General features: G+C 44.3%; 21 protein-coding genes. All 21 read left to right on the forward strand.

Annotated elements, in window-relative coordinates; all coding sequences use genetic code 11:
- The first annotated feature begins 17 nt into the window (after positions 1-17).
- The 21 genes from flgK (at position 18) to argB (ending at position 22,582) form a co-directional block, all read left to right on the forward strand.
- Positions 18-1,454, forward strand: a complete 1,437-nt coding sequence (gene flgK / locus BLV33_RS18100; RefSeq protein ID WP_090794680.1) for a flagellar hook-associated protein FlgK — start codon at positions 18-20, stop codon at positions 1,452-1,454.
- A 28-nt stretch (positions 1,455-1,482) separates the two neighbouring features.
- Positions 1,483-2,382, forward strand: coding sequence for a flagellar hook-associated protein FlgL (gene flgL / locus BLV33_RS18105; RefSeq protein ID WP_090794699.1), 900 nt, complete (start codon positions 1,483-1,485; stop codon positions 2,380-2,382).
- A 23-nt stretch (positions 2,383-2,405) separates the two neighbouring features.
- Positions 2,406-2,981, forward strand: coding sequence for a DUF6470 family protein (locus tag BLV33_RS18110; protein WP_290439057.1), 576 nt, complete (start codon positions 2,406-2,408; stop codon positions 2,979-2,981).
- Positions 2,982-3,058: 77 nt separating this feature from the next.
- A complete protein-coding gene (gene fliW, locus BLV33_RS18115; protein ID WP_171909196.1) occupies positions 3,059-3,508 on the forward strand; it encodes a flagellar assembly protein FliW in 450 nt (149 codons plus the stop codon).
- Between the two features lie 5 nt (positions 3,509-3,513).
- Positions 3,514-3,744, forward strand: coding sequence for a carbon storage regulator CsrA (gene csrA / locus BLV33_RS18120; RefSeq protein ID WP_090794701.1), 231 nt, complete (start codon positions 3,514-3,516; stop codon positions 3,742-3,744).
- A gap of 139 nt (positions 3,745-3,883) precedes the next feature.
- Entirely contained in the window at positions 3,884-5,248 is a 1,365-nt protein-coding gene (locus BLV33_RS18125) for an IS1182 family transposase (RefSeq protein WP_090794702.1), read from the forward strand.
- 263 nt (positions 5,249-5,511) lie between these two features.
- The gene (locus BLV33_RS30485) at positions 5,512-7,923 is read left to right on the forward strand and encodes a flagellin N-terminal helical domain-containing protein (RefSeq protein ID WP_090794705.1); all 2,412 of its coding nucleotides are present in this window, start codon (positions 5,512-5,514) and stop codon (positions 7,921-7,923) included.
- A gap of 70 nt (positions 7,924-7,993) precedes the next feature.
- Entirely contained in the window at positions 7,994-8,365 is a 372-nt protein-coding gene (locus BLV33_RS18135) for a DUF8042 domain-containing protein (protein ID WP_090794708.1), read from the forward strand.
- A 50-nt stretch (positions 8,366-8,415) separates the two neighbouring features.
- Positions 8,416-9,657 carry a flagellin lysine-N-methylase gene (gene fliB, locus BLV33_RS18140; RefSeq protein ID WP_090794710.1) on the forward strand — a complete coding sequence of 414 codons (1,242 nt, stop codon included), beginning with the start codon at positions 8,416-8,418 and terminating at the stop codon, positions 9,655-9,657.
- 278 nt (positions 9,658-9,935) lie between these two features.
- Entirely contained in the window at positions 9,936-10,307 is a 372-nt protein-coding gene (locus BLV33_RS18145) for a hypothetical protein (protein ID WP_090794711.1), read from the forward strand.
- Between the two features lie 672 nt (positions 10,308-10,979).
- Positions 10,980-12,482 carry a flagellar filament capping protein FliD gene (gene fliD / locus BLV33_RS18160; RefSeq protein ID WP_171909197.1) on the forward strand — a complete coding sequence of 501 codons (1,503 nt, stop codon included), beginning with the start codon at positions 10,980-10,982 and terminating at the stop codon, positions 12,480-12,482.
- Positions 12,483-12,731: 249 nt separating this feature from the next.
- Complete coding sequence (locus BLV33_RS18165; protein ID WP_090794723.1) at positions 12,732-13,139, forward strand: flagellar protein FlaG; 408 nt, start codon at positions 12,732-12,734, stop codon at positions 13,137-13,139.
- 42 nt (positions 13,140-13,181) lie between these two features.
- Positions 13,182-13,586 carry a flagellar export chaperone FliS gene (gene fliS / locus BLV33_RS18170; protein WP_090794724.1) on the forward strand — a complete coding sequence of 135 codons (405 nt, stop codon included), beginning with the start codon at positions 13,182-13,184 and terminating at the stop codon, positions 13,584-13,586.
- Positions 13,579-13,914 carry a hypothetical protein gene (locus BLV33_RS18175; protein ID WP_090794725.1) on the forward strand — a complete coding sequence of 112 codons (336 nt, stop codon included), beginning with the start codon at positions 13,579-13,581 and terminating at the stop codon, positions 13,912-13,914. The genes fliS and BLV33_RS18175 overlap by 8 nt, the downstream gene beginning before the upstream one ends.
- Before the next feature lie 347 nt (positions 13,915-14,261).
- A complete protein-coding gene (locus BLV33_RS18180) occupies positions 14,262-14,459 on the forward strand; it encodes a cold shock domain-containing protein (RefSeq protein WP_089201641.1) in 198 nt (65 codons plus the stop codon).
- A gap of 160 nt (positions 14,460-14,619) precedes the next feature.
- Positions 14,620-15,171 (forward strand): ribosome hibernation-promoting factor, HPF/YfiA family, encoded by a 552-nt coding sequence (gene raiA, locus BLV33_RS18185; protein WP_090794726.1) that lies wholly within the window; start codon positions 14,620-14,622, stop codon positions 15,169-15,171.
- 230 nt (positions 15,172-15,401) lie between these two features.
- Positions 15,402-17,909, forward strand: a complete 2,508-nt coding sequence (gene secA / locus BLV33_RS18190) for a preprotein translocase subunit SecA (RefSeq protein WP_090794727.1) — start codon at positions 15,402-15,404, stop codon at positions 17,907-17,909.
- Between the two features lie 66 nt (positions 17,910-17,975).
- Positions 17,976-19,104 (forward strand): peptide chain release factor 2 gene (gene prfB, locus BLV33_RS18195; RefSeq protein WP_139305770.1). Its coding sequence is split into 2 segments (ribosomal slippage): positions 17,976-18,047 and positions 18,049-19,104, totalling 1,128 coding nucleotides; the frame shifts between segments, so codons are not numbered across the junction.
- Positions 19,105-19,320: 216 nt separating this feature from the next.
- Positions 19,321-20,370, forward strand: a complete 1,050-nt coding sequence (gene argC / locus BLV33_RS18200) for an N-acetyl-gamma-glutamyl-phosphate reductase (protein WP_090794732.1) — start codon at positions 19,321-19,323, stop codon at positions 20,368-20,370.
- Positions 20,371-20,454: 84 nt separating this feature from the next.
- Positions 20,455-21,681 (forward strand): bifunctional glutamate N-acetyltransferase/amino-acid acetyltransferase ArgJ, encoded by a 1,227-nt coding sequence (gene argJ / locus BLV33_RS18205; protein ID WP_090794733.1) that lies wholly within the window; start codon positions 20,455-20,457, stop codon positions 21,679-21,681.
- 109 nt (positions 21,682-21,790) lie between these two features.
- Positions 21,791-22,582 carry an acetylglutamate kinase gene (gene argB / locus BLV33_RS18210; RefSeq protein ID WP_090794734.1) on the forward strand — a complete coding sequence of 264 codons (792 nt, stop codon included), beginning with the start codon at positions 21,791-21,793 and terminating at the stop codon, positions 22,580-22,582.
- The last annotated feature ends 36 nt before the right edge of the window (positions 22,583-22,618 follow it).

Here is a 22,618-nt window from a genome sequence, read left to right on the forward strand (position 1 = left end):
CAAGGGAGAGAACCATAATGAGATCCAGCTTTGGCGGCATTGAGATTTCCAAACGCGCTATATTCACGCAACAAGCAGCCCTGACAACTGCCGGACATAACATAGCAAATGCCAATACTCGCGGGTATTCCAGACAAACCGTGAATATGGTTGCAGCTTCCCCAATGGAGGCTATAGGCTTAATGAGGTCCACGGTTGCAGGACAAATGGGACAAGGCGTCACCTTTGACCAAGTGACCCGAATCCGGGAAGGCTTTCTCGACAAGCAATTCACGAATGAAAATAAAAGCTTGGGAGAATGGACCGTCCGTCAAGATACATTGCAAAAGCTCGAAGCTATTATCAATGAGCCGTCCAATTCCGGTATTAGAAAGGTCATGGACGATTTTTGGAATTCCTGGCAGGATCTCAGTAAGCAACCGGATAACCTCGAAACTCGAGCAGTAGTCAAAGAGAGAGCACTTGCTGTTACGGATGCTTTTAATCATGCTGCCAAGCAGGTCAACGACCTGGCTTCTGACCTTAATGGAAACGTTAGTGTTAAAGTAACACAGGTAAATTCAACCCTTAAACAAATTGCAACTCTGAACAACGAGATTTTCAGAGTTGAAGGTTTGGGGAATAATGCCAACGATTTGCGCGATCAGCGGGATGTCTTGATTGACGATTTGTCTAAAGTAATCAACCTCACAGTTCAAGATGAGAGCGGTGGTTACCACGTAAAGATGGGAAATGTAGATCTGGTGCAAGGTCAAACAGCTACAACGTTTACAGAAAATCTTGCGCGTACTTCCTACCCGACTGATCTGAACAGCGGAGAGTTAAGCGGACTGTTGCTCTCGACTGACCGATATATAACCGGATACAAGAATCAATTAAATTCTATGGTTTCTACCATGGTTACAGCTGTCAATGATACTCACAAGCAGGGGTATACACTCCAAACCCCGGTAATGCTAGGCGGCGATTTCTTTGTTCCCATTACTGATTTCAGTACAGCAGCAGCCAAAATGACAGTTAGCACAAATATAACGGATCATTTGGAGAACATTGCGGCTTCTATGAAAACATTCGTCGATCCAAAGGATGGCATAGTCAAAGTTGTGAAGGGCAATAACGAATTAGCCTTAAAACTGGCTGATATCAAAAATCAAAAGTACAATTTTGATGGCTCCGGTATAGGGAACGGTGGAACCATTAATGAGTTTCTTCGCGCAGTAGTTTCTGAAATCGGCGTTCAAACACAGGAAGCGCAGCGTCAAGCTGCAAACCAGAAGATATTAGTTGATCAGGTTGATTCCAGAAGACAAGCTGTAAGCGGTGTTTCGATGGATGAGGAAATGGCTAATATGGTTAAGTTTCAGCATGCTTACAATGCTGCCGCACGCTCCATGACTACCTTTGACCAAATGCTCGATAAAGTGATTAATTCAATGGGTCTTGTAGGTAGATAATTGATTGTAAAATAATGAGGTGAAAGCTATGCCAAGTCGTATTACGCAAACGATGTTAAACAGCCAATTGCTTCGTAATTTGAATAATAATATGGATCGAATGGATAAGCTTCAGAATCAGCTGTCAACAGGGCGAAAGATTAATAAACCGTCCGATGATCCAGTCGGAATCAGCTTTTCATTGCGTTACCGCAGTGAACTGGAGGCTAATGACCAATATCAGAAAAACGTCGATGCTTCAGTTTCCTATCTGGATTTCACGGATAGCACGCTTAATCAAATGGGCAATGTTATGCAGCGTGCTCGTGAGCTGGCTGTTCAAGGTGCGAATGGAACTAACACCAAAGAATCGTTAAACTCTATTAAAACAGAAATTGACCAGTTGTATTCACAATTGACCAATCTCGGAAATAGTCAATTTAACGGTAAGTATGTTTTTAACGGGCAAGTTACGGATCAACCCCCTTTTCCAGATCCCAATAATCCTGAGAATGCTGTAACGAACAAAGATGAAATTCAGTTTGAGATTGGTGCTGGCGTGAAGATGGCCATCAATAAGACAGCGGAGCAGATTTTTGGTGCATCAGGTACACAGAACAATGCTTTCCAAATTCTAAAGAGCTTGTCTGCTTCACTCGGAAGTCAAAATCAACCCGGTATCCAGAATTCTATTGCACTCATTGATCAGAGAATGGATGGTTTATTGGGTGTTAGAGCAGATGTAGGGGCCAAAATGAATCGCATCCAACTTGCTGAAAGTAGAATAAAAGATATAGGCATTAACATTACTAGTCTGCAATCTAAGACTGAAGATGCTGACATGGCAGAGGTCATTACAAAGCTTAAAATGGATGAGAGCGTCTACCAGGCTTCTTTATCGGCAGGAAGTAAACTTATTCAACCTACACTTCTGGATTTTTTACATTAAGATCAATTACGACTCAATAGGGGGTGGTTGATATACAGTTTCCACAAATACAGATTCGGCAGCAGCCGGCCATTATGATTATTAATTCGGAACCAGGGACTCAAGACATAAAGCAGCCTGGGCCTACAATGGAGATGCAGATTGAACGACCCAAGCAAGAGATCCGGCAGCCCATGGGTGATCTTGAAATAGACCAAACTCGTGCATGGGACGCTTTAGGACAAGGACCGATTCTAGAAGCTATGACAAGGATTTATTCTCAAGCCAAGAATGAAGCGTTACGTGGTGTCGCCAGAATTGTAGAAAATGGAAATCTGATGGGAGATCTGCGTTATAAAGGAAATCCGATTGCAGATATTGCGCTACAGTCAACTCTTGAGCATTCTGAAATTAATTATTACGGTGAAGCGTCCTATGATAATGTTGATATTAGGTATACAATGCATAAACCTGAGATCAGCGTTGAAGATGGTAAGGTAAATATTTATACTCGTGTGAATCCACCAGAGATTCATTATAATAGAGGCAAGCTTGATATTTACATGAAACAGTATCCTAAAGTTGAGATTATTCCTCCACAAATTGATTTGCAATTGTAAAACGATATAATCAAGCTATAGATAATGTTCTATAGCTTTTTGTTATTTTAATTTTAAATGCTAAGGGAGATCTGATGATGAATATTAGCACATTGTTTTTTGGAGAACTAGAAGTAGAAGAGAAGGATACAATAACCTTTATACAGGGAGTGCCTGGTTTTGAAGATTTAACTCGTTACACGAGGATTCAACCTGAAGGAAATATTCCTTTTTTATATTTACAATCACTGGAAAAAGGTGAACTATCTTTCTTGGTCACGAATCCTTTTTTGTTTTTTAAAGAATATGATTTCCAACTGCCAGAACTTGCTCAGGATGAGTTGCAAATTGAACAGCCTGGAGATGTCGAGGTTTGGAGTATTGTTACAGTTAATGAGGATTACACGAAAGCAACAGTGAACTTGCTTGCTCCTATTATTGTAAACAGCAAGAATCAGACTGCTAAGCAAGTTATATTGAACGATACAGAGTATAAAGTGAAACATGATCTTGTTCTCAATGACGAGACAAATCAGACAGAGGGGTGACGAGGATGCTTGTTTTAGCTCGAAAAAAAGGTGAATCGGTCATGATTGGCGATCAAATAGAGGTTGTCATTCTCAGCACTGAAGGAGATACAGTTCGCATTGGTATAAAAGCTCCAAAGCAAATTGAGGTTTATCGCAAGGAAATTTACGAGAATATTCAAGAGTCGAATAAGGAAGCTACTATTAGACCGGTGAGTCCGATGCATTTGGGGAGATTGATGAAAAAAGAACAATAGAAAAAAGTCGACATAGAGTCGACACAGACTGTCGAGAAAGTCTCGACAGTCTTTCTTTTTGCTCAAATAATTTATCACGACACCGCGTTAATATGATATAATATAGATAGTTAATTTACTAGAAAGAGCGGTGTTATCCATGTTGTATTCTCATCAACCAGACCCTCAATTGGACTTTGAACTTGTCTGCATTGAGCATATGGTCCCGCAAGATCATTTGCTGCGCCATATTTCTAAATACATGGACTTTTCATTTATCACAGAAAAAGTTCGTCCTTATTATAGCGAATCATATGGACGCCCATCCATTGACCCTATCATGCTCTTCAAAATGCTGTTCATCGGATACTTGTACGGAATCCGTTCGGAGCGTCAACTCGAACAAGAGATCAACATGAATTTTGGCTACCGCTGGTTTTTGGGCATTGGCTTGTCCAATAAGGCACCTGACCACTCCACCATCAGTTGGAACCGAAAGAAGCGCTTCAAAGATACGACGGTATTCCAAGACATCTTTGATGAAGTTGTCCGATTGGCAATCGAAAATCGGATGGTAGCCGGTCGTGTACTCATCACTGACTCTACCCACCTAAAAGCAAATGCGAATAAGCGAAAGCACAACGTTCAGGTGGTAGAACGTTCGCCACAAGAATACATAGAAGAACTGGAGAAAGCAGTTGAGGAAGATCGCAGGAGCCTTGGAAAAAAGCCGTTGAAGGCTCGGGAGGAGGTGGCGGAAACTAAGGAAATCAAGGTAAGCACCACAGACCCGGAAAGCGGCTACATGGTTCGTGACGGCAAGCCGGAGGGATTCTTCTATTTGGATCACCGTACTGTCGATCACAAATTTAACATCATTACTGACGTTCACGTTACAGCAGGTAATGTCCACGACTCCGTTCCCTATGTTGAGCGGCTTAAATACCAAATAAAGAAGTTTGGATTTGACAAATCACTTGAGGCAGTTGCAGTTGATGCTGGTTATCTAACAGCCCACATATGCAAAGAATTGCATGAAATGAAGGTGTTCGCGGTCATCGGCGGCCGTGCATTCACACCCGTAAAAGGGCTTATGAAAAAGTGGCAATTCAAGTTCGACGTTGAAAAGAACGTATATGTCTGCCCCGCTAAACACGAATTGAAATATTCTACGACGAACCGTGAAGGCTATCGGGAATATAAGTCGAACCCGAAGCACTGCAAAGATTGCCCGCTTCTAGAGAAGTGCACACGAGGCAAGAATAAGCAGAAAGTGATTACCCGGCATGTATGGGAAGACAGCAAGGAATGGGTTAGGCTGAATCGACTAAGTAAGTCCGGCAAATATTTGTATCGACTGCGATACCAAACTATTGAGCGAAGCTTCGCGGATGCTAAAGAGCTCCATGGACTTCGCTATTGCCGTTTGCGCGGCAGGGATAACGTCCAGGAGCAAGCGTTGATGACCGCAACCGTTCAGAATATAAAAAAGATCGCCCTCCACCTTGCCAAGAAGGCAAAGTAGAGGGCGATTGTTGTTTTAGGAGATAAGGCGTGAGCAAAAACAAGCCCTATTCATGTTTCCTTTGTATCGAAAAGTAAAATAACCGCTTTTCTCGACAGTCTGAGTCGACATAGAGTCGACATTTTTTGTATTTACTCTTCACTTTTCCAAATGATATTACGATATATATAGTAATGGCGTTAGAATAGGGCGGCCGACCTATATCGAAGCCTACTAACATCCACATGGACGTGGATGAAACGAACCTTCAGGAGGAAGAAAAAATGAGAATTAATCACAACATCGCAGCATTAAACACGCATCGTCAGTTAACAGCATCTCAAGAAGAACAAGGTAAGGCAATGGAAAAGCTATCTTCCGGTCTTCGTATCAACCGTGCGGGAGACGACGCAGCAGGTCTTGCTATCTCCGAAAAAATGCGTGGACAAATTCGTGGATTGGACATGGCTTCTAAAAATGCACAAGATGGTATCTCCATGATTCAAACTGCTGAAGGCGCAATGAATGAAACTCACTCCATTCTTCAGCGTATGCGTGAGTTGGCAGTTCAAGCTTCCAATGACACATCTACAGATGCTGACCGTTCACAAATCCAAAAAGAAGTTGGCCAATTAAAATCAGAAATTGATCGTATTTCGGCATCAACAGAGTTCAACTCCAAAAAATTGTTGAATGGTTCTTTAGGTGGAGCTTCTGCCTCCCAAGGGACTGTAGAAAATTCAAATCAGTTTAAATCTGCTATTATTGCAGCAACTTCAGGTTCAGTAATTGCCGGGGCAAATCTTTTAACTCGGGATGCGGTAACCGCTGTTGCAGGCACAGCAGCTTCAACAACTGGTAGTACAGCTGTAGGAACAACTACCGTTATTACTGCAACTAATCAAAATTTCAAAGTAACTGTCAATGGATTTGCTCAATCTGCTGATCTTCCTATTGCAACAGGGACGTATGACAGAGCTGGGTTCCTAACAGCTGTCAATAATGCATTAACTGGCTATAATACTGGTAAAAACTTATCTGAACAGGTAGCAGCTTCTTATACTGCTGATTTTAAGTTGGTATTTACCTCTAAAGTTACAGGGGCGGGTACAAGTGTTGCGGTAGCCTCAGGTAGCACCAATGATGCATTTGCAACGATGGGCATGACTGGGGCAACAACAACGAACGGCACGGATACAGTGAAAGCTGTTACCGCTGGTGTGACCAAGATTGTTTCTAGTGTTAATGATCAGTTTCAGCTCACAGTTGATGGAGGCACTGCTCAAACTTTAACCCTTTCAGCGAAGGATTATGCTAAACCACAAGATTTGTTAGCTGAAGTAAATGCTCAAATCCAGAATAACAACGCGTTGAATGGAAAAGTAGCAGCTTCCCTCGATGCCAATAACAAAATTATCTTTACTTCCGCATCAACAGGTTCAACATCAAGTGTTGCCGTTACTGATCCAACTGCTGCAAGTCAATCTGCCTTGGCTGCTCTAGGATATAAAGGTAAAGCTAGCACGATTGATTCCGTTTTAATTGATAACTCAGCAGGTACAGTATTTGATTTGAACACCGTAGGAACTGATGCAAAATTTGATTTAACTATTGGTAATAAAACGGTAACAATTGATTTAACTGGGCAAGCAGGCATTGACAAAAATGCAACCCGTGATTCTATTCTTACTGCATTACAATCTAAAATCGATGGTTCTTTTTTTGGTGCTGGAGCAGTTACAGTAAAAACAGATGGCACAAAAATTACATTAGTTAATAATACAGCTAGTGATACGTTTAAGATTGTAAATGGTGCCAATACTGGAGCAGCTAAAATATTTGGTAATGCTACAACTACTGCTGTTGTGGGAGCATATAATAATGGTGCCACAGTAACGGGTTCTGATGCAACTGGCGGTACTTTATCAAATGCAACAATGCTAACTGGATTAACGGATAAAGATGGTAATAATCTCAATTTAACTGCTGGTAATGTGATTACTATTGCTGGAACACAGAATGGTAGTGCATTCTCCACTAATCTTACAGTAGCCAGTGGTTCTACAGTTAATGACTTGATTAATCAGTTGAAGACTGTTCCAGCGCTCGCTAAAGCAAGTATATCTTTGGATTCAACTACTGGCCAAATCAACATCATTGGTGAAAATGGAGCCGCTAAAGATATTAGCAATCTTAAGTTTAGTGCTACGAAGTCTGCTACTGATACTACTGCTGTAGCTAATTTTAATAAATTATTTACTAGCTTTAAGGTTACACAGGACGCAAAGGATGCGAAAACAGATTCTTCCGTAGCCATGCAGATTGGTGCAAATCAAGGGCAGAATGTGAACATTGACATCAATGAAATGAGTACGCAAGCTCTTCGTATCAACTCTGTCGATGTTTCTACCCAACAAGGTGCTCAAACTGCTATTAGTGTCATCAGTAACGCAGCGGATAGTGTATCTACTGAACGTGCTAAGTTGGGTGCTTTCCAAAACCGCTTAGAACATACCATTGCGAATCTGCTAACTTCTTCCGAGAACTTAACTGCAGCTGAGTCCCGTATCCGTGACGTAGACATGGCGAAAGAAATGATGAACCAGACAAAGAACTCGATTCTTGCTCAAGCTGCTCAAGCTATGTTGGCTCAAGCTAACCAACAACCACAAGGTGTTCTTCAACTTCTTCGTTAATATTCACTTAAGTAAAGGAGACCTTAGCGTGTCTAAGGTCTCTTTTTTTTAAACGAAATGAGGAAAGGCAATGATTGATCGATACATTCAAGTGATTCAAAGGACGATGAGTCTGACTAGTTCCTCTTTGGAGTGTATTCAATACATGGTATATCAACTAGAAGCAGGTAATCTTCAACAGACCATTCAACACTTGCATGACCTGGTGAATGCCTTTAGTCATATGGAACGATCCCTCCTCCTTTATCTTGTTGAACTTCCGCCGAATGAAATCGAGTCCTTAACCGATGATTTACGAGACGCCATTGATTCTTTAGTAGCTGCTTACGAGAAACAAGATGCAGGAAAGGCTTTTCATTGTATACAGGAATTATTACTTCCTGCATATCTATCCTGGAAGCATGAATTAGAGAGATCCATGCTTCGCTATACCTTGTCATGAAACTCTAAAACCAGTCCTGTCTGTAGTACATAGGAAAAGGGGAAACCATCATGAGTAGCAAAAAACGTCCATTGCTAGTACCGCAATATATGAATCAATTTTCATGTATTGGATCGGCCTGTGAAGATAGCTGTTGTGTAGGATGGCGTGTAAGTATAGATGATTCTTCTTATAAGAAATATAACAGAGTGCAGGATAAAGAGATGAAGTCTTTACTAGATAAAAATGTTACCCGAGTGAGATCCAATTCAAGCTCGGAGAATTATGCCAAGATTAAAATGGATGACAAAGGCTGTTGCGCTTTTCTCACAGAGGATAAGCTTTGCACCATTCAATCAAAGTTAGGGGAGGAATATCTCTCTAACGTATGCAGTACCTATCCAAGGGTGAGCAACCGGGTGAACGGGATGTTAGAGAAGTCGGCAACGATGTCTTGCCCCGAGGCCGCCCGCCTTGCTTTGTTAGATCCAGATGGGATTAAATTTGATGAAATTGAAGAATCCTCGGAAATTCGCAATATGATTGGAAAAACTATGGATACCCATGATAAGCGAATGATGAATAAACCTCAGCGGTATTTTTGGGAGTTGCGTATTTTTACCATTCAAGTAATACAAAATCGAGAGTATATGCTATCTGAACGGCTTATCATTTTGGGGATGTTCTACAACAAGTTGCAAGACCACATTTCAAATCATGAAATTCATGAAATCCCTCAACTTATTGCTTCGTACACCAATATGATGTCGGGTGGGGCATTACGAGATCTACTTACTGATATTCCTGCGCAAAAGGTTATCCAAATGGAAATTCTCAAAGAGCTTGCAGATGAACGGATCATTCGGGGTATAACGAGTAATCGCTATCTGGAATGCTTTATCGAGTTTTTACACGGTATTCAATACACAGAAGAAGCATCCGTAGATGAAATTGCTGAACGCTACCAAGAGGCGTATGATCAATACTATCAGCCATTCATGAAAGAACATGAGTATATTCTAGAGAACTATCTAGTCAACCAAGTATATAAAAACATGTTTCCCTTTGGAGATTATCCGACCGTTTTTGATGAATATATCATGCTGGTTATCCATCACGCCTTGATTAAAATGCACCTTATTGGTTTGGCTGGATTCCATAAAGGGATGGATATAGAACTGGCAATTAAGCTGATTCAGTCCTTTGCTAAGACTGTAGAGCACAATAAATTGTACCTAAAGCAAGTCTATGACTTACTTCATAAAAATGGATACACAAGTCTTCCGTATATGACTATTTTTATAAAGAATTAATCAGCCTGTCCGTGATGAAGATGGCATGGATACCGCGAAAACGAATGCGTCCAGAATGACGGAAATGCTGAGCCAAACCAGTGCCATGGAGCAGTCCGTTCAGTCATATCTGGGGGCCATATATACATTAGGGTGTAGGGCATTTTCGAACCGTAGCGCATGTAATCGAATCAAATGTAATGGAAAACATATATCATATAATAGAACAAGCGTTTGGGACTTCTCTTCGGAGAAGTCCTTTTTGCTGTCCGAAAGCAACTGTTGGGGAGGGATGGAAAATGATTGTTGTCAAGACATACACCGATGTGCAGGCATTGAATGAAGCCGGGGCTTTTCCAGAATCGTTCCGCGGCTACGTCGAGAGGGACTGGATCGATCTGTACGAGGCTTATTCGGACGAGGAGGACATTTCAGAGTTTAGCCTAGAGCCGCATGTCCGTCAGGTCTGCCTGGAGCCCGGGGATAAGGTTCCGGTTGGTATCGACTGGCCGGAATACGTGGAGCGGTTTTGCCTGGACGATTTCGAGATCAATCGGATGTACGTGCCGGAGACGGAGGAGTTCGGCGTTCTCTACTACTCGATCGTGGGGACTCTGGACAACCATTCCGAAGACTTTCTTAGAGAGAACGTGGAAATGGGCGAAAGATGACAAACAGCAAGCCGATTTTGTATCGATGGCACCAGTTTGAGTAAGAACTGAATATTGACAGAAGACTCAATCTCCGTTGAAGGGGATTGGGGCTATTTTTGTTTTCCTGAACGAAAAGCTCAAATAAGGAGAGAAAAAGGAATGTTTAGGACAACCAAATTGATCAAAATGCACTTAATAGGAATGGCGGGCTTCTATAAGGAAAACATTAATACTGATCATGTCATTAAGTTAATCCAGTCTTTTGCTAAGACTATTGAACATAATGCCCTATATTTACGTAATGTGATGGCACTTCTTAAGAATAATGAAGTAACGACTATGGCTTATATGGCTATATTCATTAAAAACTAGCATGTACAAGGAGAGACGTAGGATTGTTATAGTCTTTTCTTATGCCCACCCCTTTTCCTGTTCGACTATGGTAGGCTGTCTGTAAGGTTTTTTGTTCTTCATGATACTGAATACATTTTTCACCAGTCTTCTGGCTACTTGGACCATTGCTTGCTTTTACTACCGCCCTTAGCACCTTGTTGGGCTTGCTTGCGGCTTGATAGGTCATACATAAAAGGCGATATTAACCAAATAATGTCCGCCCCTATTCAAAATAAGAAAGAGGAAGCCGATATAAGTAGAAGGACTCACTCACTTAAAAGACTAGGGGTGGTAATTATGGTACAGCGTATTACTGGTTTAGCTAGTGGTATGGACATTGATACTATGGTTCAAAAGATGATGGCGGCTAGACGTATTCCGGTTGATAAAATGAATCAGAATAAGCAGACTCTACAATGGCAAACTGATGCTTATCGTGATATTAACCTTAAACTAAATGACTTTCGTAATAATAAACTATCTAACTACCGTTTGGAAGGAGCATATTCAGCTAAAACGGTTGCTGTTACCGGGGATTCGGTTATTGCAAAAGCAACTTCTAATGCTACACCTGGAACTATGGACATAAGCGTTACTCGTGTTGCTATCGCGGCTAATACTGTTTCCGGTGATATTAGATCAACTGTAATCGGAGCACCTGCACTTGACCAAACTAAAGATCTTTCTACTCAATCAACGGCATTGGCTAATCCGGCAAGTGCAACAGATACGTTGACTATTAATGGGAAAGTTATAATGTTTGATTCTACAAGAACAGTAAATGGAAGTGATTCCTTAAATATCATTATCGATGCTATTAATAAGTCGGACGCTGGAGTATCAGCCTTCTACGATTCTTTAAGTGGCAAGTTAGGTGTTACCGCTAAAAATACTGGTTTAGTTAACGGAACATCTGCTAATAGTGATACTATTTCGTTCTCTGGTAACCTCGCTACCACACTTAAGTTGAATACTACTAATGGAGCGGTTAATAAACTAGCTAACAACGCTGACTATACTCTAAACGGGGTAAATATTACAAATAGCACTAGTAATAATGTAAACCAACTTAATGTTAATATTACACTTGTTAAATCGGGAGTCTCTACGATTACCGTAAAGAGTGATGCCGACGCTATTGTAAATCAAGTAAAGAGTTTCGTTACCGACTATAACGATATTATTAAGACTTTTAACGATAAAATCAATGAACCAACTTACCTCGATTTTAAACCTCTCACTGATAATCAACGTAAGAATATGAAAGATGTTGATATCACAAATTGGGAAACCAAAGCAAAAAGCGGTTTATTAAAAGGCGATAACGGAATTCAGAAAGTTCTTAGTGATATGCGTTTCGACGTAATGACTCCCGTTAATATTAACGGTAAAGACACTACGTTAGCTTCTATAGGTATTACAAGTGGAACTTGGCAAGAGAAGGGTAAGTTGTATATCGATGAAACGAAGCTGCGAAAGGCAATTGAAGATAATCCAGATGTTGTTAGTAAATTGCTTGCTGGAAAAGGTTCAGATTACGCACATACCGGAGTAGCGGTACGAATGTATGATGACACTAAGAAAGAGTTAGATACGATAACAGCAAAAGTAGGTACGGCGTATTCCTCGTTTAATAGTGTCATTGGTAAGCAACTAACCCAACTTAATACTGAAATCAATAAGCAAAATATAAAGATGACGTCTCTCGAAACTATGTATTATAATAAGTTCTCTGCTATGGAGAAGGCTATCAGTAAATTTAATTCTCAATCAGCGCAACTGGCAAGTGCATTTAAGTAATAGTTAAATAACGAAACCTAGCAAGGTGGTCATCCCCCTTTTAAGTAGACATTCTGAAAAAGACAGTCGTTAAGCGGCGAGCGCTTCCCGGAAGGCAACCAGCGATCGGTCGCCTAGTTTATTCTGAATACTCCAGTCTATACCCAGCCGTACTATGAGAAATAACGATATTTTTTAATATTTTATCTAATAACTCATGCCGCTCTATCCGATATATAATCTATATATAATCGGATGGAGGTTTGTGCTATGAGCTTCAGTGCATCGATTGGCGGAATAGGGAATTCGGGAGCAGATAGACCAGTGGAACAAATAAGTAGGCCTAAAGAGGCTAGCTCGGAAACAACCGATATTGGTTTACCACTACCAACTAGTATTAACAACTTTCAAGAATTGAAACTAGCTGAGTTAAAAGGAGAGAACGTCTCGATCAGTGACGCACAACTAGTCAGAGCTATCGAAAATGCCATTAAGGCTGTTCAAGGGAAATCAACTTCACTGGAATTTTCCATTCATCAAAGAACAAAGCTTATTTCTGTGAAAGTTCTTGACAAGGATACAGGAGAAGTTATACGGGAAATTCCACCTGAAAAGTCTCTCGATTTTGTAGCCAAGCTCTGGGAAATGGCCGGTATTCTCGTGGATGAACGCAGATAAATCGGTGGTTTGAGGTAAACGAATAAATTAGGAGGAACACCCATGATTCAAACACAACGGAATAAATATCTGGAATCGACAGTACAGACGGCAACTCCTGCACAATTATTAATTATGCTAAGTGATGGTGCTATTCGTTTTTGTCGATTGGGTATTGAAGCGTTGAAATCGGATAACTTTCAAGAGGCCAATAACAACCTTGGTAAGGCTCAAGATATAATCAGCGAATTTGTGATCACTTTAGATCGAACGTCTCCAATAGCAGAGCATTTACTACGCTTATATGAGTATTTTGGTTATCGCTTGATTGAAGCTAATACTCAAAAATCATTGGTACCAGTCGAAGAAGTGCTTGCTTACTTAATCGAGTTGAAAGAAACTTGGATACAAGCTGCTAAGCTATCCCAAATACCTGCAGCAGTTAATTCGGGATCTCTAAATGGATAAGCTGATTGAAGAATTGGAAAATCTTACTCTGCTAGGTTTGGCAGAATTGCCTGGCATGTTGGAGGAACAATTAACAAAATTTATGGAACAACGCACAAAGATTATAGACATATTACTTCAACATACTCCGAGTCAAAATGAAAAAATGCAATATATAGAACGACTGGAAGCCATACTGTCTCATGACACTGCTTTTATTGCAAAAATGAATTTCTTTAAGGAAGAAGCCCAAGATCAACTAAATAAGATAGAGGCAAGTCGTAAACAACGAAACGTATACGATTCTGGGTATAATGGAGAAAGCTTCTTTTTTGATAAAAAGAAATAGACCAGGGGAACAAAGCCACCGGGTTGAATTCATACCTGTCGTTCAGATCCCTTTCTGTACGGCTTTTTTCAGTATGTTTTAAGATTTATTTTCCAAATCTCGATCAATCCTGTGTATAACTTTGTTGACAGAATAGCCTCTAACCTGTGGATAATGTGTACAACTTTGTGCATAAGTAATGAAAACAAGCTTTCAAAGGTCGAATTCGACCCAAGAAATTGTGAATACCCAAATTTTCTAAACATTCCGTCTCCATCGTGCTGGAAAATTGACAGGTCAAGCCTGGGAATGTTATATTCAAAAAGTAAGGGCTTACATTCATTTTGGAGACGAAGGGAAGTTGTCAAATGCAAGGTAAAGTAAAATGGTTTAATGCAGAAAAAGGCTATGGATTCATTGAGCGTGAAGACGGTGGGGACGTATTTGTTCATTTCTCCGCCATTCAAACGGAGGGCTTTAAGACCCTGGACGAAGGTCAATCCGTTGAGTTCGACATCGTTGAAGGCGCACGCGGTCCACAAGCTGCCAACGTAACCAAATTATAATCATCCGGCAGCGGGCCGTTTGAATAGATGAATCTGAACGTTTTTTACAGCACCCTGAACTAGGTTTCGGGGTGTTTTTTTGCGCTAATAGAAATGTTAACAAATTTTGAAGGTCCAAGTTGATTGTAGTATACTGAAGTTCAGAAGGGAGGCGTTATCAATGAAATTTGGTATTCGCGGTGAACATCTAGAAGTGACGGAAGCTCTCAGGGATTATGTGGAAAAGAAACTTAGCCGATTGGAAAGGTATTTTGACGCTCCACTGTCATCGGAAGTGCACGTAACTCTAAGCGTGGTCAAAGGTTTACAGACCGTTGAGGTCACCATCCCCCTAGCAGGCGCTATTCTTAGAGCCGAAGACAAGAACAATGACATGTATGCTTCAATCGATCTGGTAGTTGACAAGCTGGAAAGACAGATTCGTAAGCTGAAAACCAAAGCAAACCGTAAAATTCGACAGGAAGGCGGAAAACGTGATCTTTTTAGAGCGGATCCCTTATTCAACGCAGATTATCCGGTTGAGGAAGATGATTTTGAATTGGTGAGAACGAAGCAGTTTACTTTGAAGCCGATGGATGTAGAGGAAGCTATTCTGCAAATGAACATGGTAGGACATAATTTCTTTGTATTTTCCAATATGGATACTGCCCAAGTGAATGTCGTTTATATACGCAATGACGGCAAATATGGCCTTATTGAACCTGCTTTATAAGAGTACTTATAACCATTGAAAATGTTAGGAAAAGCTTGATCCGCTTCTTGGGTCAAGCTTTTTTGAATGTGTCTTATGCTTAATATTTTGCAACATAGGACAATTTTATACGTATTAAGGTAAATATGGATGAAGGTAGCAGGAACGCAAAACCATGGGTTTTGTTGCGGCATGACCTTCAAACTGATACAATTTAAGGATACGAAATGATTGGGGAAAGGGGTTCACCGATGCTAGGACTTGTTAAAAAGATTTTTGGTGATTCCAATGAACGAGAAATCAAGCGCATGTGGAAAACTGTCGATCAGATTAATAGCCTCGAGCCATCCATGGAGGCTTTATCAGACGAGGAACTCAAAGCCAAAACCACTGAATTCAAAGAGCGTTTGGCATCAGAGGAAGAGGATTTGGACGACATTCTTCCGGAGGCTTTTGCAGTAGTTAGGGAAGCATCCAAGCGCACATTGGGTAAGCGCCATTATGATGTACAGCTAGTAGGCGGTATGGTGCTTCACGAGGGCCGTATAGCGGAGATGAGAACCGGGGAAGGTAAAACCCTCGTCGGAACATTGCCGGTTTATTTGAACGCTTTGCTTGGGCAAGGGGTGCATGTTGTTACCGTCAATGATTATTTGGCTCAGCGTGACAGTGCGGAGATGGGCCAGATTTATGATTTCCTGGGCTTGACTGTAGGTGTGAACCTGCATGATTTATCTCATGAAGAAAAACAAGAGGCTTATGCCTGCGACATCACATACGGAACGAACAATGAATATGGCTTCGACTATTTGCGCGATAACATGGTGCTGTATAAAGAGCAGATGGTGCAGCGGCCGCTTTATTTTGCCGTAATTGATGAAGTGGATTCGATTTTGGTCGATGAGGCCAGAACGCCGTTGATTATTTCGGGACAAGCAGCAAAGTCTACAGATATGTACTATGCGGCCGATCGTTTTATAACCAGGCTGACTCCCGATGAGGATTATACGGTGGACATCAAGGTCAAATCCGTCGTTTTAACTGAAGCGGGTGTGACCAAAGCTGAGCGGGCTTTTGGCATCGACAACTTGTTCGACCATAACAACGTGACCATCAACCATCACATCACTCAAGCTTTAAAAGCACACGTCATCATGAAAAATGAAGTGGATTATGTGGTGCAAGAGGGCGAAGTGATCATCGTCGATGAATTCACCGGACGCATGATGACAGGCCGCCGTTACAGCGATGGATTGCATCAAGCGATTGAAGCCAAGGAGCAGCTGGAAGTGCAGAATGAAAGCATGACGCTGGCTACCATTACCTTCCAGAACTATTTCCGGATGTACCGCAAGCTTGCGGGGATGACCGGTACGGCGAAGACGGAAGAAGAAGAATTCAAGAAAATTTACGGCCTGGAAGTCATCATCGTTCCAACCAACCGCCCGATGATCCGCACGGATCTGCCGGATGTGGTCTACAAGTCCGAAAATGGCAAGTTCAGTGCCGTCGTCGACGAAATTGTAAAACGGCATCAAAAAAACCAGCCGGTCCTTGTCGGTACAATTTCGATCGAGAACTCCGAGCGTTTGTCTCAAATGCTGAAGAAAAAAGGTGTGCAGCATAAAGTCCTCAACGCCAAATATCACGCCGAAGAAGCAGAAATCGTTGCTCGCGCAGGTGAACCTGGGGCGGTTACGATTGCAACGAACATGGCGGGACGCGGTACCGATATTGTGCTCGGTGTAAATGTACCTGATGTAGGGGGACTGCATATCATAGGTACGGAGCGCCATGAGAGTAGAAGGATCGATAATCAGCTGCGCGGCCGCGCAGGACGCCAAGGCGATCCCGGGTCCTCCCAGTTCTACCTCTCATTAGAGGATGAACTGATGAAGCGTTTTGGCGCCGATAACATTATGGCGATGATGGAACGTCTGGGCATGGAAGAAGACCAGCCGATCGAGAGCAAGCTGATCAGCCGGGCTGTTGAATCCGCTCAGAAGCGTGTCGAAGGCAATAACTTCGATGTGCGTAAAATCGTCCTCCAATACGATGATGTCATGAACCAGCAGCGCGGGATTATTTACAAGCAGCGCAAAGAAGTGCTGGAATCGGACAACATCCGTAAAATTGCGGAGGATATGATTGCTTCGGTGATCGATCGTGTGGTCAAGGCGCACTGTCCGGTCGAACAGATTCCGGAAGAGTGGGAGCTGCAGGAAGTTGCAGATTTCGTTAACAATACTTTCCTGCAAGAGGGACAGCTTACAGACAAAGACATCTGGGGCAAAGAGCAGGAAGAGATTATAGCGTATATTCAAGATTTGGTCAGCAAGCGCTATGACGAGCGCGAAGAGGAAATCGGCCAAGAATTCATGCGTGAATTCGAGAAGGTTGTCGTGCTTCGGGCTGTTGACAGCAAATGGATGGATCACATCGATGCGATGGACCAGCTGCGTCAAGGGATTCATCTGAGAGCTTACGGCGGCACGGATCCGCTTCGCGAGTATCAATTCGAAGGCTTCGAGATGTTCCAGGAGATGATCGGGAACATTCAAGAAGAAGTGGCGACCTACATCATGAAGGCGCATGTGGAAAGCAACCTGGAACGGCAAGCTGTGGCGGAAGGCCAAGCGGTCGATACCAAGAATGAAGCAGGCGGCAAGAAGCCTGTCGTGCGTGACGACCGTATCGGGCGCAACGATCCATGCCCTTGCGGAAGCGGCAAGAAATTCAAACAGTGCCACGGGAAGTAAAAGACCTGCCTGCGGGTGTTGTAAGGTGAACGTAATTTGCGAGATGACATAGATGAGGTGTAAGGCATGCTGGAACCAGAAGTGAAACACGATTTAAGGGAAACGGCAAAGCGACTATCCGAATTACGGGGGTCTCTTTGACTTGGATCACAAGCTCGAAGCGATTGGTGATTTTGAAGAAAAGATGGCGGCTCCGGACTTTTGGGACGACAATGAAAAGGCCCAAAAGACGATTGGTGAGCTGAATGCGATCAAGAGCGTGGTCGAGGAATTTCAGAAGATGTCAGGGGAGTATGAAGACCTGGAGGTCATGGCTCAGCTCGTCGATGAGGAAGCCGATGACAGCTTGATCGGCGAGATCACAACGGGTATCGCGGCTTTGGTCAAGAAGCTCGAGGGCTTCGAGCTGGGACTGCTGCTTAGTCAGCCTTACGACAGGCTGAATGCTATCCTGGAGCTCCATCCGGGAGCAGGCGGCACCGAATCCCAGGACTGGGCGGAGATGCTGCTGCGCATGTACCGCCGCTGGGCGGAAAAGCGCGGCTACATCGTCGAGGTGCTCGACTACCTGCCGGGCGATGAAGCCGGCGTAAAGAGCGTCACGCTGTTAATCAAAGGCTTCAATGCCTACGGATATCTGAAGGCAGAGAAGGGCGTGCACCGACTCGTGCGCATTTCGCCTTTTGACGCGTCGGGGCGGCGTCATACCTCGTTCGTCTCATGCGATGTGATGCCGGAGATCGAGGACGATACAGAAGTTGAGATCCGTACCGAGGATCTCAAGATCGATACGTATCGCGCTACCGGAGCGGGCGGTCAGCATATCAACACAACCGATTCGGCGGTGCGTATCACGCACATCCCTTCAGGTGTGGTGGTGAGCTGTCAGCAAGAGCGGTCCCAAATCAAGAACCGCGAGAAGGCCATGAAGATGCTGCGTTCTCGGCTCTATGAGAAAAAAATCGAGGAGCAGGAAAAGCATCTGGCCGAGATTCGCGGCGAGCAGTCGGTTATTGCTTGGGGCAGCCAGATCCGTTCCTATGTCTTCCATCCATACAGTATGATCAAGGACCATCGGACTTCCGAGGAAACCGGCAATGTTGGCGCCGTGATGGACGGTGATCTGGATCCTTTCATCGATGCATATTTAAGATTTCAAATTAATCTGAACAAAGATGCGGATCGGCCAAGTTAACAAACAAAAATCCTACACTGGAAGCGGTGTAGGATTTTTATTAAAGGAAGCTTGAGCATGTCATTCAATCATTTTATGCATGTTTGGATGCATAGAGTGCATAAACATATTTAAGAAGGACTTATAAATCAAAAGATATATGAAATACCAATTGTATTATTATACTATCGAATGTATAATAATACATATCTTTAACCGACATTGGAGGAAGTATACATGAGTAATGAATTAAGAGCGGCTATTGTCGGAGCAACCGGCTACGGCGGCGCAGAGCTGATTCGGCTATTGCAGGCTCACCCCTTCGTGCGCCTCACGTCGGTCATCTCCACCTCTAGCGCCGGAGATCCGATTGTAGATGGCTTTCCGCATTTACATAATATTGTATTGAATACTCTTGATGAGCTGGAGGTTGAATTGATTGCCGGCAAGGCGGATCTCGTCTTTCTTGCCACACCGGCGGGAGTAAGCATCGGCTTGTCCCCCAAGCTTCTCGCCGCGGGACTTAAAGTCATTGATCTCTCCGGCGATTTCAGGCTCAAATCACCGGACGTGTATGAGAAATGGTACAAACGCAAAGCAGCGGACGAAGCTGACTTGGCCAAAGCGGTATACGGTCTTTGTGAAGCCTTCGGAGATGAGGCCCAAGGGGCGGACTTCATTTCCAATCCGGGCTGTTATGCAACCTCAACCTTATTAGGGCTGATTCCGGCTGTGAAAGCAGGATGGATCGATCCGTCCTCGATCATCATTGACGCAAAATCCGGTGTTTCCGGAGCGGGTCGCGGTGTGAACCTGGGTGTGCATTTTGCCGAGGTGAACGAGAATTTCTCCGCTTATAAGCTAAATAAGCATCAACATGTACCCGAGATTGAGCAAGCCTTGGGACGTATTGCCGGGCATGAGGTGGTGACTACCTTCACGACTCACTTGGTTCCCATGACGCGCGGCATTATGTCGACGATGTATGCAACGATCAAAGGCGAGCGATCCGATGAGGATTTTATCCAGCTGTATCGGGAGTATTATGAAGGTCGCCGTTTTGTGAGAATCCGTCCGCAGGGCAAATGGCCGTCTACCAAGGAAGTGTGCGGTTCGAATTACTGCGATATTGGTTTTGCGGTTGATGAGCGAACAGGTAGGGTGACGATTATCTCGGTCGAAGACAATATGGTCAAAGGCGCCGCCGGGCAGGCCATCCAGAATTTGAATTTGATGATGGGCTGGGATGAAACTACAGGGCTGCTCTTTGCACCGATGTATCCATAATTCAATTATTCATAAAAAAATCGAAACAGATCATTCATCAAAATAAAACAGATCATTCAAAAGGTTAGGTTAGGTGGAGCAATGATGACGGTTCAGGGGAAATTTACCATACTGCCGGAGGGCACGGTCACCACGCCCAAAGGATTTACTGCAGGAGGCCTGCACTGCGGCCTCAAAAAAACGGAGCGCCATGACCTCGGCGCCATTGTTTGTGAAGTGCCTGCGTCAGCGGCGGGCGTCTACACGCTGAACGCGTTTCAAGCGGCGCCGCTGCGAGTGACGCAAGAAAGCATCGCTGCAGGCGGCAAACTGCAGGCGATGATCGTCAACAGCGGCAACGCCAACGCGTGCACCGGCCAGCAGGGCGAAGCCGATGCGCGGGCCATGCGGGCCGCTGCCGCCGAGGCGCTGGGCGTCGCCGAACACCACGTGGGCGTCACGTCCACGGGGGTGATCGGCGAGCTGCTGCCGATGGCGAAGGTCTTAGGCGGCATTGCGAAGCTGCCGCAAAGGGTCAAGGCGGACGGAGGCGACGACTTCTGCCAGGCGATCCTGACCACGGATCTCGTGCAGAAGATGACGTGCGTCCGCTTGAGCGTGAACGGCAAAGCGGTGCATATTGCCGGAGCCGCCAAGGGTTCGGGGATGATTCACCCGAACATGGCCACCATGCTCGGCTTCATCACCACCGATGCCGAGATCGAAAGCGAATACCTGCAGCTGCTGCTGAGCAGGGTTACGGACAATACGTTCAACATGATCACTGTTGACGGCGATACGAGCACCAACGACATGGTCGTGGTGATGGCCAGCGGCCTGGCGAACAACGAAGCGCTGCATCCAGAGCATCCGGATTGGGAGGCGTTCGCCGCCGGTTTTCAATACGTGGGCGAATACCTCGCCAAAGCGATTGCCCGTGACGGCGAAGGCGCCACGAAGCTGATCGAAGTCAGCGTCAAGGGCGCTGAGACCGACAATGCGGCGCGGGCGATTGCCAAGACCGTGATCGGCTCCAGCCTTGTGAAATCCGCATGCTTTGGCGCGGATGCGAACTGGGGGCGGATCATAGCGGCGGTCGGCCGTTCCGGACAGCGGGTGAACCCGGACACTGTGGATATTCGACTGGGCGACATCGCTGTGCTGGAGCAGTCGCGTCCTGTGAAGTTTGACGAGGAAAAAGCGGCCGAATATTTGAAAGGCGACACGGTGAACATTCACATCGATTTACACATGTCCGCAGGGCAAGCAACAGGCTGGGGCTGCGATTTGACCTATGATTACGTGAGGATCAATGCCGCTTACCGGACTTAGGATCATCAGGCATTTATTTCTTTAATATACTCGGATTTCTCTCAATAGCAGTTCGAAAGTCTATGATTCCGTATAGGTTTCAACTCTTTAAGAAAGGAGCATGCAAGTCATGAGTCATAGTTGTTTTGTCATGAAATGCGGCGGGAGTACACTCGCAGCCCTGCCGGACAGCTTTTTTGCCGATATGAAGCAGCTGCAGGATGAAGGCTTGGTGACAGTAGTCGTGCATGGCGGCGGTCCGGCTATCTCGGATACGCTGTCCAAGCTGGGCATCGAAACGGAGTTTGTCGGCGGTTTGCGCAAAACGAATGAAGCTGTGCTGGATGTGGTGGAGATGGTGCTGTCCGGGCAGATCAATAAGGAGATTGTGCGACGAATTCAGCTGGCCGGCGCCAAAGCGCTTGGATTGTCCGGCGTCGACGGGCAGTTGATTCAGGCGAAGCCGGTCAGAAACAGTGATGAAGTAGGCCTGGTTGGCGAAGTGACGCATGTGAACGCAGAGCTCATCTTCGGTATCGTAGACATGGGCTACATTCCTGTCATTGCACCGGTCGGACTTGGCTCCGATGGAGGTCAGCGATACAATATCAATGCCGATACGGCAGCGGGAGCCGTAGCTTCCCATTTGGGCGCGGAGCGGATGATTGTCGTGACCGATGTGCCTGGCATTTTGAAAACTGTGGACGGAGAGAAGCAGGTGCTTACTTCTGTAACAGTAGCCGAAATAGAACAAATGATTGCGGACGGTGACATTTATGGCGGCATGATTCCCAAGGTTCGCGCTGCCATTGCCTGTATTCAAGGACAAGTGCAAGAGGTCGTGATCGTCAACGGTTCGGAACCGGGCGTGCTGAGCAAGGCGTTAAAAGGAAACCGCATCGGAACGAGAATCGTTAAGTAAGTATTGGTCTTATCTTTCAGTTTGCTTTTATCTTGT

The sequence above is a fragment of the Paenibacillus sp. GP183 genome (assembly GCF_900104695.1).
Lineage (GTDB): Bacteria > Bacillota > Bacilli > Paenibacillales > NBRC-103111 > Paenibacillus_AI.